The 16,529-nt window shown below is 33.1% G+C and carries 18 protein-coding genes; 16 read left to right on the top strand and 2 right to left on the bottom strand.

The features are described 5' to 3' along the window. Position 1: 1 nt before the first annotated feature. The 5 genes from M2475_RS07305 to M2475_RS07285 all read left to right on the top strand — a co-directional run bounded on the left by M2475_RS07305 (position 2) and on the right by M2475_RS07285 (position 4,023). Positions 2-202, top strand: a complete 201-nt coding sequence (locus tag M2475_RS07305) for a hypothetical protein (protein WP_277490540.1) — start codon at positions 2-4, stop codon at positions 200-202. A 92-nt stretch (positions 203-294) separates the two neighbouring features. Next, a complete protein-coding gene (locus M2475_RS07300) occupies positions 295-993 on the top strand; it encodes an ABC transporter ATP-binding protein (RefSeq protein ID WP_277490539.1) in 699 nt (232 codons plus the stop codon). 3 nt (positions 994-996) lie between these two features. After that, the gene (locus M2475_RS07295; protein WP_277490538.1) at positions 997-2,565 is read left to right on the top strand and encodes a putative ABC exporter domain-containing protein; all 1,569 of its coding nucleotides are present in this window, start codon (positions 997-999) and stop codon (positions 2,563-2,565) included. A 96-nt stretch (positions 2,566-2,661) separates the two neighbouring features. Next, positions 2,662-3,567, top strand: coding sequence for a YafY family protein (locus M2475_RS07290; protein WP_277490536.1), 906 nt, complete (start codon positions 2,662-2,664; stop codon positions 3,565-3,567). A gap of 75 nt (positions 3,568-3,642) precedes the next feature. Continuing rightward, positions 3,643-4,023 (top strand): effector binding domain-containing protein, encoded by a 381-nt coding sequence (locus tag M2475_RS07285; protein ID WP_277490535.1) that lies wholly within the window; start codon positions 3,643-3,645, stop codon positions 4,021-4,023. 266 nt (positions 4,024-4,289) lie between these two features. Here M2475_RS07285 and M2475_RS07280 read toward each other — a convergent pair whose 3' ends face one another. Next, positions 4,290-4,703, bottom strand: a complete 414-nt coding sequence (locus M2475_RS07280; protein WP_277490534.1) for a DUF3795 domain-containing protein — start codon at positions 4,701-4,703, stop codon at positions 4,290-4,292. Positions 4,704-5,038: 335 nt separating this feature from the next. Between M2475_RS07280 and M2475_RS07275 the strand changes: the two genes are divergently transcribed. Then, the gene (locus tag M2475_RS07275; protein ID WP_277490532.1) at positions 5,039-5,770 is read left to right on the top strand and encodes a tyrosine-protein phosphatase; all 732 of its coding nucleotides are present in this window, start codon (positions 5,039-5,041) and stop codon (positions 5,768-5,770) included. A 42-nt stretch (positions 5,771-5,812) separates the two neighbouring features. Here M2475_RS07275 and M2475_RS07270 read toward each other — a convergent pair whose 3' ends face one another. Beyond that, complete coding sequence (locus tag M2475_RS07270; protein WP_277490530.1) at positions 5,813-7,060, bottom strand: MFS transporter; 1,248 nt, start codon at positions 7,058-7,060, stop codon at positions 5,813-5,815. 119 nt (positions 7,061-7,179) lie between these two features. On the opposite strand from M2475_RS07270, the gene M2475_RS07265 reads away from it, so the two are divergent. The 10 genes from M2475_RS07265 (at position 7,180) to dmpG (ending at position 16,285) form a co-directional block, all read left to right on the top strand. Continuing rightward, the gene (locus tag M2475_RS07265) at positions 7,180-7,764 is read left to right on the top strand and encodes a hypothetical protein (RefSeq protein ID WP_277490529.1); all 585 of its coding nucleotides are present in this window, start codon (positions 7,180-7,182) and stop codon (positions 7,762-7,764) included. Then, a complete protein-coding gene (locus tag M2475_RS07260; protein ID WP_277490528.1) occupies positions 7,757-9,952 on the top strand; it encodes a transglutaminase domain-containing protein in 2,196 nt (731 codons plus the stop codon). Before M2475_RS07265 ends, M2475_RS07260 begins: the two co-directional genes overlap by 8 nt. A gap of 9 nt (positions 9,953-9,961) precedes the next feature. After that, positions 9,962-10,522, top strand: a complete 561-nt coding sequence (locus M2475_RS07255; RefSeq protein ID WP_277490527.1) for an SMI1/KNR4 family protein — start codon at positions 9,962-9,964, stop codon at positions 10,520-10,522. A 190-nt stretch (positions 10,523-10,712) separates the two neighbouring features. Next, positions 10,713-11,492 (top strand): IclR family transcriptional regulator, encoded by a 780-nt coding sequence (locus tag M2475_RS07250; protein WP_277490526.1) that lies wholly within the window; start codon positions 10,713-10,715, stop codon positions 11,490-11,492. Further along, the gene (locus M2475_RS07245) at positions 11,489-11,764 is read left to right on the top strand and encodes a 2Fe-2S iron-sulfur cluster-binding protein (RefSeq protein ID WP_277490525.1); all 276 of its coding nucleotides are present in this window, start codon (positions 11,489-11,491) and stop codon (positions 11,762-11,764) included. Before M2475_RS07250 ends, M2475_RS07245 begins: the two co-directional genes overlap by 4 nt. A gap of 22 nt (positions 11,765-11,786) precedes the next feature. Next, positions 11,787-12,722: a catechol 2,3-dioxygenase gene (locus M2475_RS07240; protein ID WP_277490524.1), complete on the top strand. Its 936-nt coding sequence runs from the start codon at positions 11,787-11,789 to the stop codon at positions 12,720-12,722. A 67-nt stretch (positions 12,723-12,789) separates the two neighbouring features. Then, on the top strand, positions 12,790-13,608 hold the full coding sequence (locus M2475_RS07235; RefSeq protein WP_277490523.1) for an alpha/beta hydrolase: 819 nt from the start codon (positions 12,790-12,792) through the stop codon (positions 13,606-13,608). Between the two features lie 5 nt (positions 13,609-13,613). Beyond that, entirely contained in the window at positions 13,614-14,387 is a 774-nt protein-coding gene (locus M2475_RS07230; protein WP_277490521.1) for a 2-keto-4-pentenoate hydratase, read from the top strand. A 6-nt stretch (positions 14,388-14,393) separates the two neighbouring features. Then, the gene (locus M2475_RS07225) at positions 14,394-15,278 is read left to right on the top strand and encodes an acetaldehyde dehydrogenase (acetylating) (RefSeq protein WP_346780365.1); all 885 of its coding nucleotides are present in this window, start codon (positions 14,394-14,396) and stop codon (positions 15,276-15,278) included. After that, positions 15,278-16,285: a 4-hydroxy-2-oxovalerate aldolase gene (gene dmpG / locus M2475_RS07220; protein ID WP_277490519.1), complete on the top strand. Its 1,008-nt coding sequence runs from the start codon at positions 15,278-15,280 to the stop codon at positions 16,283-16,285. The genes M2475_RS07225 and dmpG overlap by 1 nt, the downstream gene beginning before the upstream one ends. Positions 16,286-16,529 lie beyond the last annotated feature (244 nt).

The following is a 16,529-nucleotide window of genomic DNA, read 5'->3' as shown; positions in this document are numbered from 1 at the left end:
TATGAGTGAGAAAAAAGATGAACGAATAATCGCATATCAAGAAATTTTGATTTCTAGAATCTTAAAAGTAGATAATCGATTTTCATATGAAGAATTGAAAAAGTTAGATATTGATCAAATTGAAATTCTTATTTATGAACATGATATGAGTACGTATATTAGTGAAGAGGAATTAAAAGCGTTTGAAAAGAATAGGAGATAATCCTATTCTTTTTGTATATAAATTTATATATATACTCTAGAATATATAAATTCTATCATGTATAATGGGGACTATATTAAGGGGGAAAATACATGATTGAAGTAGCAAATCTAACAAAAGCATATGGATCTTTTACAGCGGTAGACAATATTTCTCTAAAAGCAGAACCAGGGAAAATTACGATTCTTTTGGGACCAAATGGTGCTGGAAAATCGACTACCATCAAGAGTATTGCGAATCTTTTAAAGTATGAAGGGGAAATTAATATTTGTGGACATGAAAATAGTTCATTAGACGCAAAAAAATGTTTTGGATATATTCCAGATACACCAGTTCTTTATGAACTGTTAAGTGTTGAAGAGCATATTGATTTTATTGGTAGTGCATATCAAGTAGAAAATTATAAAGAACTTGCAGATAAATATATTACGCTTTTTGATTTGGAAGATAAGCGTAAGAAAATGGCGAAAGAATTAAGTAAGGGGATGCGTCAAAAATTAAGTATGATGTTAGCTCTTATTATTGAACCAAAAGCATTGTTGGTGGATGAACCGATGGTAGGATTGGATCCTGCAAGTATTGAAGAAACACTACAATTATTTTTAAAGTTAAAAGTGGAAGGTTGTGCAATCTTAATTAGTACGCACATTATTGATGTTATCGATGAGATATGGGATGAAGCGTATATTATGAATAAAGGAGTAATCGCTAAGTATGTTAAACGCGAGGAACTTAAAGAAGAAAAATTAAAAGATTTATTCTTTGCTTATACTGATGTAGAGGGGGAATAAGTCATGAATGCTTTACAAAAATTATGGTTCCATAAACAATGGGGAACCATTCGTAATTTATTTCGTAAACCAAGTAGTACAATTGCTACTCTTGTGATGGTAGCAATCTATGGCGGGTTATTATTGATGGTACTAATTGGACCGAAATTACCAATCAATACCATGACGATGAAAGATTTACACACAGCGGTTTTGATAAGCATTGGATTTAGTGGGATTATCATTTTATCAACTCTGTTTCAAAAGCGAAAAGCTTTGTTTTATGCAGATGATGCATTCTATTTGTTTAGTGGGCCTTTTTCTGATAAACAGATTATGCGATATCTAATGTCACAAACCATTATGCAATCAATACTTATGTCATTATTATCATTGGCTATGATGTTATTTTTCGTTACAGATTTAGATTATAGTATCATGTTTTTATTTTTAACTTGGATTGGAAATTTCTTAATGTATTTCTTTTTCTTTGTTTTTTCAGATTACTTGTATTTGTTGAGTATAACAAATGAAAAATATAAAAAGAGTTCTTATATAATTGCAGGTGTTTTTATTGGTATTATCCTGTTGGTTTTTATCATTAATTTAGCACAGAATCAATTTGATGTTCAAAATGGATTAATGTCATTTGCAGAATCAAACTTATTTTATTTTGTACCAATCTTTGGATGGGTAAAAATGATCTTGATTTCTTATATTGAACAACAATACCTATTTGTAGGATTAGGATTTGGGTTGCTGCTATTAGCAATTGCTATCTTGTATGCAATTTTTACTCGCTTTAAAGGTGATTATAAAGAACAAGCATTAGAGGATGCACAAGAACTTACCGATTATGTAAAAGAGGTTCGTGCAGGTAAACAAGATAAAACAATGGATACTCGTAAAGTGAAAAATGTAAGAGGAACTTTTCGTAAAGGTGCATGGGCATTATTCTCAAAAGAAATGTTACAGATGCGAAAATCAGGAGCGTTTATTAGTAAACAAGATATTTTTATTTTAATCTTTTACTTTGTAATTACCTTGTTTACAGACTTGGGATTTCCAATGTTTTGCTATATGTTGGTTATTTGGTTATTTACTAGTCTTCAAAATTCATCTTTATCAAAAGAATTGAAAAATTACCAAGTATATCTTATCCCAGCAAATCCATTGGCAAAATTGATTGCCTTGATTTTACCAATGTTACTAAGAGTGTCAATTATTATCTGTATTGCTATTATTGCATCAGGATTATACTTTTCAATGGAGATAACAGAAATTTTCCAATATTTGGTGATGCTGCTAGGATATTCTATGGTATTTATCAGTGCGACTGTTTTATCAATTAAAATTTTACGTAGTCGTAGTAATGCAGTCTTTGTGAACCTAATGAGAATGTTAATTATCTTGCTTTGTGCAGCTCCAGGAATAGGATTAACTTTCTTGTTGATTTTCCATTTTGGCTATTATGATATGTTTGTCTTACAAATTTTGTCATATTCGTCTTTGGTTTTAAATTTTGTGATTTCTTTCATTATCATATTGTTGTGTAAAAACATGATGAATGGTCGTGAGTTACAAAGCGATTAAAGAAACTAGTAATAGTTTCTTTTTTTTCAAAAAAATATATTTGACATCGTTTGTTTGTTATCCTATTCTTATAGCAAATAGAAAGGATGCCAAACTATGAAAATTGAAAGATTACTATCTATTATTATCCTATTATTAGAAAAAGAGATTGTTTCCGCAAACACTTTAGCAAAACAATTTGAAGTGACAAAACGAACGATATATCGAGATATCGAGACATTAGAATTCGCTGGCTTCCCGATTATTTCGTATCCTGGTAAATATGGTGGATTTGGCTTTATAGACACTTTTAAAATGCATCGTTTTACTTTTAATACACAAGAAAAACAAAAAATAATAGAAGCATTAAACCTCCAAGAACAAGTGTTGTCCTTTCAAAAGAATGATACGATTGTAAAAACAAAATTACAATCGATTCGTACTAAGGAAGAAGTGATAGTACCCATGAATTTTTCATCTGTTACATTGCATCATCCACGAATTGAAGAACAAACAAATCAAAAGCTTGAAGACATACATACAATTATCAAAAATCAGTATAAAATGAAAATCACCTATATTACTGGACAGGGTGAATTCTCTAGTAGGATTATCTGCCCACTAGCATTAAAATTAGAAAATGGAAGTTGGTATGTAGAAGCCTTTTGCGAATTACGTAAAGATATTCGCTTTTTTAAACTAACAAGAATACGAGAAATTGACATAATAAAAGTAACTTATGATAAAAGGAACATTCCTACAAGTACAAATTTTTCTTCCCAACAAATAGAAATTACACTGTCCTTTCAAAAAAAGGCTCTAGGAAAACTATATGACTTCTTTTTAGACGAACAAATGACCATTCAAGAAAAGGAGGTTCTTGTTACATTCCCCTACCAATCAACTGGTAATGTAATTCCCTTTTTACTGATGTTTAGTAAGGATGTAACAGTCATACAGCCTAGTTGGTTAAAAGAAAAACATAAAGAAATGATTGAAAATATGCAACTTCTTTATCAATGATGACATACTGTTGTCAACATTATCCTGTTATTCTTATTTTAGATACCAAATATCTAATTAAGAAGGAGAAGACAAATGCAAGAAACAATCATTAAAGGAAAGAAAATCAGAACAAATAACAACGATATTGATGCGATTATGGAATTATGGAAAACGATATTCCCCTTACAATTAAAGGGAGATATGTACGCTGTATATTATAATTATGCATCCAATCATTTAGGGGATTACGATTTATTAATCGGTACAACGACTGCTAATTTAAAAGAGAGTATCCAGTTAAAGGAAACCAAATACATCGTTGTCCCAGTAGAAAATAATGATATACAAAATATCAATAAGGCCTGGCAAGCCATTTGGAACGATTCCCAATTAGAAGCTAAACGTACCTATCAAACAGATTATGAAAAGTATAGTGAAGATGGTTCGATTACGATTCATATTTCTGTTCAATAAGTGAAGTCAGTGACATTCTCAGTTCAGGCGAACCACATGTATTGAAAATTATAACAGATGTAATAAAATCACTTTAAATTTCATTAGATAAAAATAATGATTAGGGACATTATTCAAACTCTGCCCAATATTCCTCTCGGCAATCTGAAAGATTGCTATCAAAAAAACAGAACCTGACAGTTTAATTGTCGGGTTCTATTGATTACTAAATTGATATTTACTGACTGACAAACTGGAAGTTGTCAGTCATTTGTTTTTAATGTTGATTAGCGTTCTGTATTTCCACACTCACTACAAGCCCCATCGTGGAGGGAGAAAGCTCCGCCACATTTTAAACAAGTCCATTTTCGACGGTCTTGTTCTAAAAAGCCGACAATTCCCTTTTCATGAGCTACGATACTGTTTTCAATAAGGCTTGTTTTATATCTTTTTTGGTAGCTCTTATCAAGATTTTTAATCAGTTTACAGGGGAAGTCAGCACACTCAAAACAATGTACATATCCCTTCTCCTGTGCACAACTTTTGATATTGCACTTGCGACAATGTTCAGGTTTTCCTAAAGCACCTTTCAAACATCCCTCGCAAGGTTTCCCATATTTTCGTACGCCTACATGTTTATAGCAGACGGCACAATCCATGCCACAGGGGGCGAGCATAATATCTTCAATTCTATCTGGCATTTTCAAGGTTATTCCCCCTTATCATTTTTACGGTTTCTCTCTTAAACTGATTTACAAATTTATATTTATTCAATTATATCAGTAAAAAGAATAGATATGAAGCACTGTATGGGGGCTATTTATAAAGTCTGTTACTAGAAAGTAGTAAATGGCATGTATTATGAGCCTAAAACATAGATAAACACTACATTTTACTGGATTTAAGATAAAAATGTATTTTTTTCATATAAAATATTAGCATACTTATGATATTATAGAGGAATTATTTTTCTTTATTATTAGATATTTAGGAATATCAATGATAGAATATAGCTAATGATTTTGGAGGGAAAAAGATGAAAAATTTAGTACGTTTACCACTTGAGAATGCGAAAAATGTTCGTGAATTAGGGGGATATCCAATTCGTGATAATCAATCAACAAAATGGCATTGCTTTTTGCGTAGCGATGATATCTCAGCACTAAGTGATTATGATGTTAAGTATTTAAAGGCTTATGGACTTACATCTATTCTTGATTTAAGAAGTGACAAAGAAATTAAGGAACGTCCAGATACACTTATGGGGGATAAGGACATTGTTCATAAACATGTTCCTTTTATGATTCAAGGAATTGGTGATGTAAGTGAAGTGGATAGTGTAGAAGTTGATTTTACAATGGGAAGTTTTTATCTTGGCTTGTTGAAACATAAAGAGCAAGTAAAAACTATCATGAAGACAATTGCTGATATGCCAGATGGGGTGATGTTGTTTCACTGTGCTGCTGGGAAAGATCGCACAGGTGTTGTAGCTATGTTATTGCTTGGATTAGTTGGTGTCGATCGTCAAGATATTATTACTAACTATGAACAAACCTTTACCAATTTACGATATAAAAAAGGAAGTCACCTTTTTGATGAGATTGAAAAAGATCAAATGCACTTTATGTATTCATTGCCAGAATATATGGAACCAAGTTTGGATTATATTGAAAAGACTTATGGGAATGTTGAACAATACTTATTATCTTGTAATATTGAACAGCAAGTTTTACAAAAAATTAAAGATCGTTTTATTGATCAAGGATAAGAAAAGAAGCAAATATAGTTGCTTCTTTTTTTATATATTTTTTTACTTTGTTTCATCACTAGTTCGTTCTGCTTTTGAAAAGATGAAGAAGCCGATAATAAACATGATGACTAAGATGATGACTCCACTGTTTACATTCTTAGTAAGTTGAGCAAATAGTCCCATTAAAGCTGTTCCTATAAAGGATGCACCTTTTCCACAGATATCAAAAATACCAAAGAATTCGCCTGTTTTTTCAGGAGGGATAATCTTTGCGAAATATGATCTCGATAATGCTTGTACAGCTCCTTGAAACATACCTACACAAATTGCAAGAAACCAGAATTCCCATTGTTGATCTAATTGAATTGCAAATAAAGCAATCCCAGCATATGCAATAATACAGAATTTAATTAAGGATGCAGTTTTATATTTTCTTGATAGTCTTCCAAATAGAATTGCAAAGGGGAAAGCTACCAGTTGTGTTACTAACAATGCTAATAGTAATCCTTGTGTATCTAATCCCAAAGCACTTCCATAGGCAGTAGCCATTTCAATGATTGTGTAAACACCATCGATGTAGAAAAAGAAAGCGAGCAGGAATAAGAATATCTTTTTGTGTTCTTTAATTTCTTTGATTGCATTTCGAAACCGTTGAAAGCTTTCCTTGATAGGATATTTCTTTGGTTCAATATAATGTTTTTGTTCGTAGTTTTTAAGCAGTGGAATGGTTACAAGTAACCACCATCCTGCATTTAGAAAGAAAGCAATCATCATTGCTATAGCAAGTGAGATGCCGATATCTTCATAGAATAAGACGAACATCAAACTGATGATAAATGGTATACAACTTCCAATGTATCCCCAAGCATAACCTTGTGAGGAAACCTCATCCATTCGCTCTGGGGTTGTAATATCGCAAAGCATGGAATCGTAGAAAATAAGACTTGCAGAATATCCAACTTTTGCGATTACAAAGATAGCAAGGAATATAATCCATGAAGTCGCTAAAGAAAGAGCTGCACAACAGATGACACCAATCATCATACTTAAGGTGAAGATTGGTTTACGATATCCTTTGGTGTCCGAAATAGTTCCTAAGATTGGACCAATGAATGCAATGATTAAAGTGGATAAGGATACTGCATATCCCCAATATGCTAAATAATCTACTTCAGAGATATTTGCACTTTCTGCTAAACTGTTGAAATATATAGGAATAATTGTAGATACGAGCATAATAAAAGCTGAGTTTCCTACATCGTATAAAATCCAATATTTTTCTAATTTGGTAAATTTGCTTTTTTTCATAAAGATGGTTCCCCTTTAGACACAATATACTTTCATAATAGTATAGATATTTTAAGAATACAAATATATTTTCTAAAAAGAAAAATCATTTATGCTATAATAGAACAGGAAAGTAACGTATGGATAAGAAGAAGCATCGAGAGAAAGAAATATTGAATAAAATTTATCAGGATGAGGAGTATTCTATTATCCCAGATGAACGTCCTGATTTTTTATTATGCGAAAAAGATGGGGTAGATAAATTTGGTGTAGAAATTACAGAATTATATATAAGCCAAGAGCGAGCAAAGCATTTTAATAAACATATGCAACTGGAAAAATCAGTAAACCTAAGTGTTGAAAATGAGTTTTTAAAAGTATATACTCGCTTGCCAAATACTTCATCATGGGTTTTGTTTTCGGTAGAAGAAGTATCTTCTGATATTCCAGGGTTTGAAGAATATAAAAATAAAATTATTCAAATCATTGAGGATAAAACAAGAAAAAGCTTAAATTACTATGAAGACCTAGTTTATCTAGAGTTAGTGATTGAAGATTGTGAAAGATACTTTAAATATGCAGATGTACGGTTCTTTAAATTATTGAGTAATGATTATAACTTACAAAAAGCAATTACTGCTTCTGCATTTAAACGCGTATACATACTTTCAGAATATAATGATCAAGAATTACTTATGGTATTGGAGGGACATGAAGATGAATAAAAGAATAAAACAATTGGGAGTACTCTTCTTATGTAGCTTATTAATTATAGTAAGTGCATGTGGTTCGGGTTCGAATATAGAAGAGAGTTTGAAAGAATATTATGAACAAAGAGAAGATGTTAAATATGTAGAGACATTATCGGATTTGGATAAAGATCATGTATTTGAATATGAAGTTAGCGGAGATATGGCAAAAGCCTTGAAGAAGAAAGATATCAAAGCTAAGGATGTATTCACTGTATATGTAAATTCACAATTGGATGAAAGATTTAAAGTAGATATCTATTATGATAAGAAAGAAAAAAAGCTACTGATTGAACCAGAAGAAAGACAACGAATAGAAAGTGATGGAAAAACATTTGATGTGAGTAATGAAGAAGACTGGGGGATTTATCCAGAATACTTTTTAGTGCAAAATATGGATTTGGATACAGGAAAAGCATTGAAGCAAAAAGAAGTTACTTCCTTTACAATCGAACGAGATATAGAAACACCAGAAGTGAAACTTTCATATCAAAAAGATGGGAAAGTAAAGTTGTCATGGGATGAGGTTAGTGGTGCTAAAAAATATGCGCTTGTTAAGTTAAGTATTACGGATGCTGGAGAAAGTGAAGCAGAAGAACTAGCTACTACTAAGAAAACAAAGTATGTCTTAGGAGCAGATGAAGTATTAGGTTCCTACAAAGTTTCTGAAGATGAACAATATCGTCTTGAAGATTCGTATTGGTGGGAAAATGATGATGTGATTGGATATGCAGGTGTTCGTTATGCAATTGTTGCAATGGACGATAAAAACATATCTACTATGGGATGGCCAAAAGAATATGATGCAAAGGAAGAAGTATGTGCTTTTGCAACGTATGCGCAAACGGAAACGAATTATAAAAAAGAGGTAGCGTCTATTGAATCAATTCCTAGTACAGTGATTGTAAGTGCTTGTGATGGGAATACGGTATATCAAAAACCAAAGATTAATGCAAAAGATGTATATGTTGAAAGTGCTAAATTGCATGTTCCTTATACGATAGATAATTCTGCGTTAAAAGACGAATTCATCGTAAGTACATATGATGAGAAAGCTTATGAGGAGCAATTAAAAAAACAAGTAAAGAAAATAAACAAAGACTATAAAGCATTAGATAATAAAGAATATACATATAAGAGTAAAAAGACAGTAGCTGCTAATGCAGTGAAATCAAGTACTATGCCAGATGTTAAGGATAAGGTGTTTTCAACTTCAGAGTTGGAAGAGTATATCGCTAAAAATATGATAGATGGAGCACATATAATTGATTTTTCAGCATATTATAATAGCGATGTAGATATGTTTTATTTGCATGATTTATTACAACAAATAATTAATCAAAATCCAATGATTATGCAAGTGAAAGAATATGATGTTTATTTTAGTAGTAAAGAGATATATGTACATTATTTGTACGATCCGCAAACACGTAAGCAAAAGCAACAGGCGATTCGTGATGCTGTAAAACAAGTGTCAAGTGAGATTATTAAACCAGGGATGAAGGATGAAGAGAAAGTATATGCAATCAATGATTACATATGTAATCAAGCTGTTTATGATACGGCAGCGGCTGATGTTATCAAAACTACTGGAAAATTGGGAGAAGCATATTATGATTCTAATACTGCGTATGGGATATTAATTAATAAAATAGCAGTTTGTGAGGGGTATTCTACAGCATTTCAATTGCTTTGTGAAGCAGCTGGGTTGGAATGTATTTCAATTAGTGGGCATATGAATGCTGATCCAGATATTCGTCATGCTTGGAACCGAGTAAATATTGGAGGACAGTGGTATATTGTGGATGTTACAACCAATGATGGGGATGCTGCTACCAATTCTGTTTTATTACTATCCGATGCAATTGGAGAAAAAATTTATACAGAAGATGAATACTTTTTATTAGATGATAATTTAGATGATTATAAAGCGAATGATGATAAGTATGAATACTATCGTTATCATGGACTCTATGTAAACGAGAATGAGGCAAGTAGTCGATTTATTAGTATGCTAGGAACATCCAATACAGCTACTTTAAAACTTCCTGAAACGATTACACCTGAAAGGGTTGAAGCAATTGCAAATCAGGTTTTTAACTCAATAAATCGTTCGATTCAATATCATTGGTTGAATGGAGTATTAACAATTATTGCTATATAGGAGTATGAAATGGAAAATATACAGATAATTAGAGATATTGAACAATTGTATTTTGTAAAAGGAAAAGTTGTAAATGGAGAAGAACTTGATTCTCAAATTTTACAGGCTTATATGCGGATTGGTGGTGTAGATGAAATTGAATTGCATGATTTTGAAGAACTTTTTGATATTAAACTACCAAAGGCAATGGAAGAAATATATAAATATAAGAATGGTAGTGGGGTATTAGAAATTTTCAGTATTCAAGAAAAGCAAGGATATCGTTTGTTACCGTTGGCGGGAATTGTAGAATTGAAGATGCATATTCAAAATGAAGATATCCCATCAAATTCAAAACCGAAAGATAAAGAAATTCAAGCATATAGTGCAAATAAGAAGTGGTTTCCTTTTGCAACATATGATAATGCATCCTTTTTAATGCTTGATTTTATACCATCTAAAAATGGTAATGTTGGCCAAATTTTAGAATATCGCTTTGCTAGTAAAGAAGTTTGTTTTGTGGCAGAAGATATTTCTGAAGTTCTTAAAACATCACTTACCATGATAAATGATGCACTTAATCAAAAATAGATAAGGGTAAATATAGTAAAAAATGAAAGCAGTAATTTACTGCTTTTTTTATATGAATGCATCACCTTATTCGGCAATGACGAATAGTATTCGAAAATATGAAAAAAGCATATACATTTGGAAACGCTTTCAATATAATGTAATTGTAAGAATTGCAATTCTGAAATTAGGTTTTGAGAGGAGGTTGATGATGAAGGAAACTATTGAAGGTAAAAATAATATCAAATCTATTGTGAAAGCAAGCAAGATTATTGATGTTATTGCATTTGAACGTTCCTCGTTGTCTTTGAGTGAACTATCGGAGCGTTTGGGTATTGCAAAAAGTACGTTACATGGTTTGTTGTCAACCTTAGTGAATATTCGCTATTTAGAGCAGGATCAAAACACTGGGAAATATAAACTTGGTGTTCAATTGTTTGAACTTGGAAGTCAGATAGCAAATACATGGAATGAAAAAGCAATAGCAAAACCTTATATGGAGAAGTTAGTTGAAGAAACTGGAGAAACAATACATTTAGCAATGTTAAGTAATGGTGAAGTGCTGTATGTGGATAAGCAAGAAGCAAATAGTTCCATACGCATTGCAACCGCTCCAGGGGCAAAACTACCTTTGCACTGTACAGGTGTTGGGAAAGTGTTATTGGCATTCAGTAATGAGAAAGAAATCCATAACATTTTGAATTCCTATGAATTAACAAAATACACAGAACACACGATTATAGACGAAGAAGGCATAAAAAGAGAATTGAATAAAATCAAAACATTAGGTTATGCATACGACAATCAAGAATTCTTAGATGGATTACGTTGTGTGGCTGCACCAATTTTTGATCACAATCATCGCGTTATCTTTTCTTTGAGTATTTCTGGTCCCCTTTCACGAATGAAAGATGAAGTAATTGACCATTATCGGGATTTACTATTAACTGCAAGCCAAGAAATTTCAAGGAAATTAGGATATCGAAAATGAGAAAGCAATATGTTATTTCGATAAAAGAAAAAACGAATATCTCATGTTATGAAGATGAAACGTTATTAAATGCTTTATATCGAAATAATATGCAAGACATTGTCTTCGGTTGTTTTGGTGGAGGATGTGGACGTTGTTTAATTCGAGTGGAAAAAGGAGTGTATGAAATCATACGTAGAATGAGTAAGGAGCATATTAATAAGGAGTCGGATGATAAATTATTAGCTTGTTGTGTACAACCACGAAGCAATATGGAAATATCGATTCTATAGAAAATTAATAGGAGAACGAAAAATGGCAATTAAAGGTGTATTACGTGCATCGATGATGCAAATCAGAGTTTTAAATATGGAAGACTCAGTGAAGTTCTATCGCGATATCTTAGGTTTAGAAGAAGTGTGTAGAACAACAGATGGAAAAGTGTGTATGAAAGGATATGATGAATTCGATCATCATACATTCACTTTGCGATTGGCTGATAAGCCAGGCTTAGACTTTTTAGCTTTTAAAGTATCTTGTCCAGATGCTTTAAATGAAATTGAAGAGAAAACAAAAGAATTTGGATTACCTTATGAGGTAATCGCAGCAAATACTGATCAACCAGGTTATGGAAAACGTCTTGCTGTTCAACTACCAACAGGACATAGGATCGACTTGTTTGCTGAAGTAGAAATGGCAGAAAATCATCCAGATTTACATAATCCAGATATTTGGCCAGGAGGAAAACAACCAAAAGGTTGTGGAGCTACGATGGTAGACCACGCATTGTTGTTTGGACCAAATTCAGCAGAAGCAGTTCGTTATATGAAAGAAGTCCTAGGATTAGGTGTAGCAGAGGTTGCTAAAACACCAGATGGTGAAGGTGATGCTTGTACTTGGTTAACAGGTTCTAATCGTCCACATGATGTGGCAGTGTTGGAATTTGACCAACCAGGGAAGATTCACCACTTAGCATTTAAGTTGAATTCATGGACAGAAGTAGGACGTGCTGCTGATATCTTAACAATTAATAATGTTATGATTGATGCTGGACCTATGCGTCATGGGATTACAAGAGGATATACATTATACTTCTTTGATCCATCAGGAAACCGCTGTGAATTATTTGCAGGTGGATATGCATACTATCCAGATATGCCGGTCCGTGTATGGGATTTCGATCAATTAGGAAAAGGAATCTTCTATTATGATCGTAAGCTGAAAGAAAATTACTTAGAGGTAATTACTTAAAATAAGCCAGATCGGACAACAGTGAAGACTGTTGTCTTCTGCTTATTTGGATATATAGGAGGAAATTATGACAAGACCAGAAATAGCAAAAACAATTAAAACAGGAACGTTTAACACAAATTATCATGACCAAGGGGAAGGTTTCCCATTACTATTGGCACATGGTTCAGGACCAGGTGTTTCTGCCTGGGCAAACTGGCGATTAGTTATCCCAGAATTATCAAAAAATTCACGTGTATTAGCACCAGATATGGTAGGTTTTGGATATACAGATCGTCCTGAAGGTATTGAGTTAAATATGAAAACTTGGGTACAACAAGCGATTGACTTTTTAGATGCACTAGGAATTGAACAAACTGATATCGTTGGAAATTCTTTTGGAGGTGCATTAGCAATTGCGTTGGCAATTGAACATCCACACCGTATTCGTAGAATGGTACTAATGGGTGCAATGGGAGTTAATTTTGAGATATCACCAGGCCTAGATTCTGTTTGGGGATACACACCATCAGTGGAAAACATGAAAGAAATGTTGAATTTATTCGTATATGATAAATCGATTGCAACAGATGATTTGGCAAAAATGCGTTATGAAGCAAGTATTGAACCAGGATTTCAAGAATCGTTTGCAGCAATGTTCCCAGAACCAAGACAAGAATGGGTAGACTTTATGGCTTATCCAGATGAAGAAATTGCTAAAATTAAACATCATACATTGATCGTTCACGGACGTGAAGATATGGTTATTCCAATTTCGAATTCTTATAAGTTAATCAATTTGATTGATGATGCTCAATTACATGTATTTGGTCATTGTGGACATTGGACACAAATTGAACAAGCAGGTAAGTTTAATACTTTAGTAGCAAACTTCTTAGCGGAGTAATCCTTATGAATAAGGAATTATATAAAAATTTGGCAGAGCAATTATATAAGGCACAAAAAGAAAGACAAGCGATTGCTCCTTTATCAGATAATTATGACATCGATGTTGTTGATGCGTATCGTATACAGTTAACAAATATTGATCATTTTGTAGATGAAGGTAGAGTGATTTCAGGTAAAAAAATTGGCTTAACCTCTTTAGCGATGCAAAACATGTTCCAAGTGAATGAACCAGATTATGGTCATCTTTTTTCAGATGTATATTTTGAAGAAAACGTGGATAGTAGTTTATTTATTCAACCAAAAGTGGAAGGTGAAGTTGCATTTGTATTGAAAGAAGATTTAATTGGTCCTAATGTAACAGTAGAAGAAGTCTTAGAAAAAACAGATTATGTACAAGCTGCACTTGAAATTGTTGATAGCCGTATTGCAGATTGGAACATAAAACTGGTAGATACTGTTGCTGATAATGCATCATTTGGTGGATATTGCTTAGGTAAGATTCGATTAGAACCAAGTGCTTGTAATTTAAAGGAACTACAAATGGAGTTTTATAAAAATAATGAATTGGTCAACAAGGGCAGTGGGGTTGATGTTTTAGGGGATCCTGCATTTTGTGTAGCTTGGTTGGCGAATAAAATGGGAGAGTTTAATATTCCGTTGAAGAAAGGTGAAGTTGTTTTATCTGGTGCCTTTTCTGCGGCTTTGCCAGCAGTGAAAGGAGACGTATTTGAAGCTAAATTTACAACCTTAGGTAGTGTTGTTTGTCGCTTTGAATAACAGCAGATTATGAAAAAAATTAAAGTAGCAGTAATCGGACCAGGAAATATTGGTAGCGATTTAATGTACAAGATCTTGCGTAGCGAACATTTAGAAATGGCAATGATGGCAGGAATTGTTGAATCCGAAGGGATCAAAAGGGCGAAATCATTGGGCATTCAAACGACAACAGATGGTGTAAATGGTGTTTTGAAAGAAAAAGATATTCAAATCGTATTTGATGCAACAAGTGCAGCAGCACATTTGAAACATGCACCTTTGTTGAAGGAAGCTGGTAAAATAGCTGTTGATTTAACTCCAGCAGCAGTTGGACCATATATGGTTCCATCAGTGAATTTAGAAAAGTTGATGGAGAAAGATTCTCAGAATATAAATTTGGTTACTTGTGGAGGGCAAGCAACAATTCCAATCGTTTATGCTGTTTCTAGAGTAGCTGGAGCAAAATATGCAGAAATCGTTGCATGTATTTCTTCAATGAGTGCTGGTCCTGGAACGCGTGCAAATATTGATGAGTTTACAGAAACGACAGCCAAAGCTATTGAGAAAGTTGGTGGAGCAGATAAAGGGAAAGCAATTATCATCTTAAATCCTGCAGAACCACCAATTATGATGACGAATACAATCTATGTGAAAATCAAAGACACAAGTGTGTCACTTGAAGAAATAAGTGCATCTATAAATGAAATAGTAGAAGAGATTCAACAATATGTCCCAGGTTATAAATTGCGTGTTCCACCAATCTTAGATGGAGATAAAGTAACTGTGGGAGTTGAGGTAGAAGGACAAGGGGATTTCCTACCAACATATTCAGGAAATTTAGATATTATTAATGCAGCTGCTATTCGTGCAGCTGAACAAATTGCACAGAAATTAGAAAAGGAGGAATCATAATGACAAAGCGGATACATGTTGTTGATACAACATTACGTGATGGAAGTCATGCGATAGGGCATTCCTTTTCATGTGAAGAAGTACGAAAAATTGCAGGTGGATTAGATGCATGTGGAGTCGAGTTCATTGAGTTATCACATGGAGATGGAATCCAAGGATCCTCATATAATTATGGATTTATTGAAACTTCAGAAATTGAATTATTAAAGTCAGCAAATGAAGTTATCAAGAATGGAAAATTAACCGTATTATTACTGCCAGGTATTGGAACGGTAGAAGATTTAAAGTATGTACATGAACACTGTGGTGTAAAGGCGGTACGTGTAGCAACGCACGTAACAGAAGCTGATATTAGTAAACAACACATTGAAGCAGCGAAAGCTTTAGGAATGACTGCGGTAGGCTTTTTGATGTTAGCACACATGGCTACACCTGAAAAAGTTGCAGAACAAGCAAAACTTATGGAAAGTTATGGAGCTGATTATATTAATATTGCTGATTCAGCAGGACATTTACTGCCAGAAAATGTGAAAGCAATTATTTCTAAAGTTTGTGAAGAAGTGTCTATTCCAGTAGGCTTTCATGCACATAACAATTTAGCATTAGCCATGGGAAATACACTAGCAGCCATTGAAGCAGGGGCAACCTATGTAGATGGAACCCTTTGTGGATTGGGAGCAGGAGCTGGAAATACACAACTTGAAGTATTAGCTGGTGTATTGGATCTGAAAGGTTATGATACAAAATTAAACTTTTATGGTCTTATGGACATTGCGAAAGATGTTGTAACACCGTTGATGAAGCGTCCACAAATAATTGATGAAACTTCCTTGATGGTAGGATATGCAGGTGTATATTCAAGTTTCTTCTTACATGTGAAAAGAGCAGCTGAAAAATTTCAATTAGAACCAAGAGATATTTTAGTTGAGTTAGGAAAACGTAAGATGGTGGGTGGACAAGAAGATATGATAATTGATGTTGCATATCAATTATCTTTAGAAAAATAAGAAGGGGCTGTGACAAATAAACAGACCTAAAATAAAAAGAACGCCTAATCTCGAGATGAGAAAAGACGTTCTTTTTGGTATAGTATATTTGTGCTAACTAACCGAGAAAATTATACAACATATCAACCATATATGCTACTAGAATATAACTTTTCTTTTAGCGACAGTGTTGAATTAACGGATATTAGTATCACAGTTCTTGAAATCATCAGGAGGATGAACTTAAATAAAATGATTGATCTCA

This window comes from Breznakia sp. PF5-3, assembly GCF_029504745.1.
Lineage (GTDB): Bacteria > Bacillota_I > Bacilli_A > Erysipelotrichales > Erysipelotrichaceae > Breznakia.
Note: the sequence above shows the minus strand (reverse complement) of the source record. Positions and strands in the feature narration are given on the sequence as shown.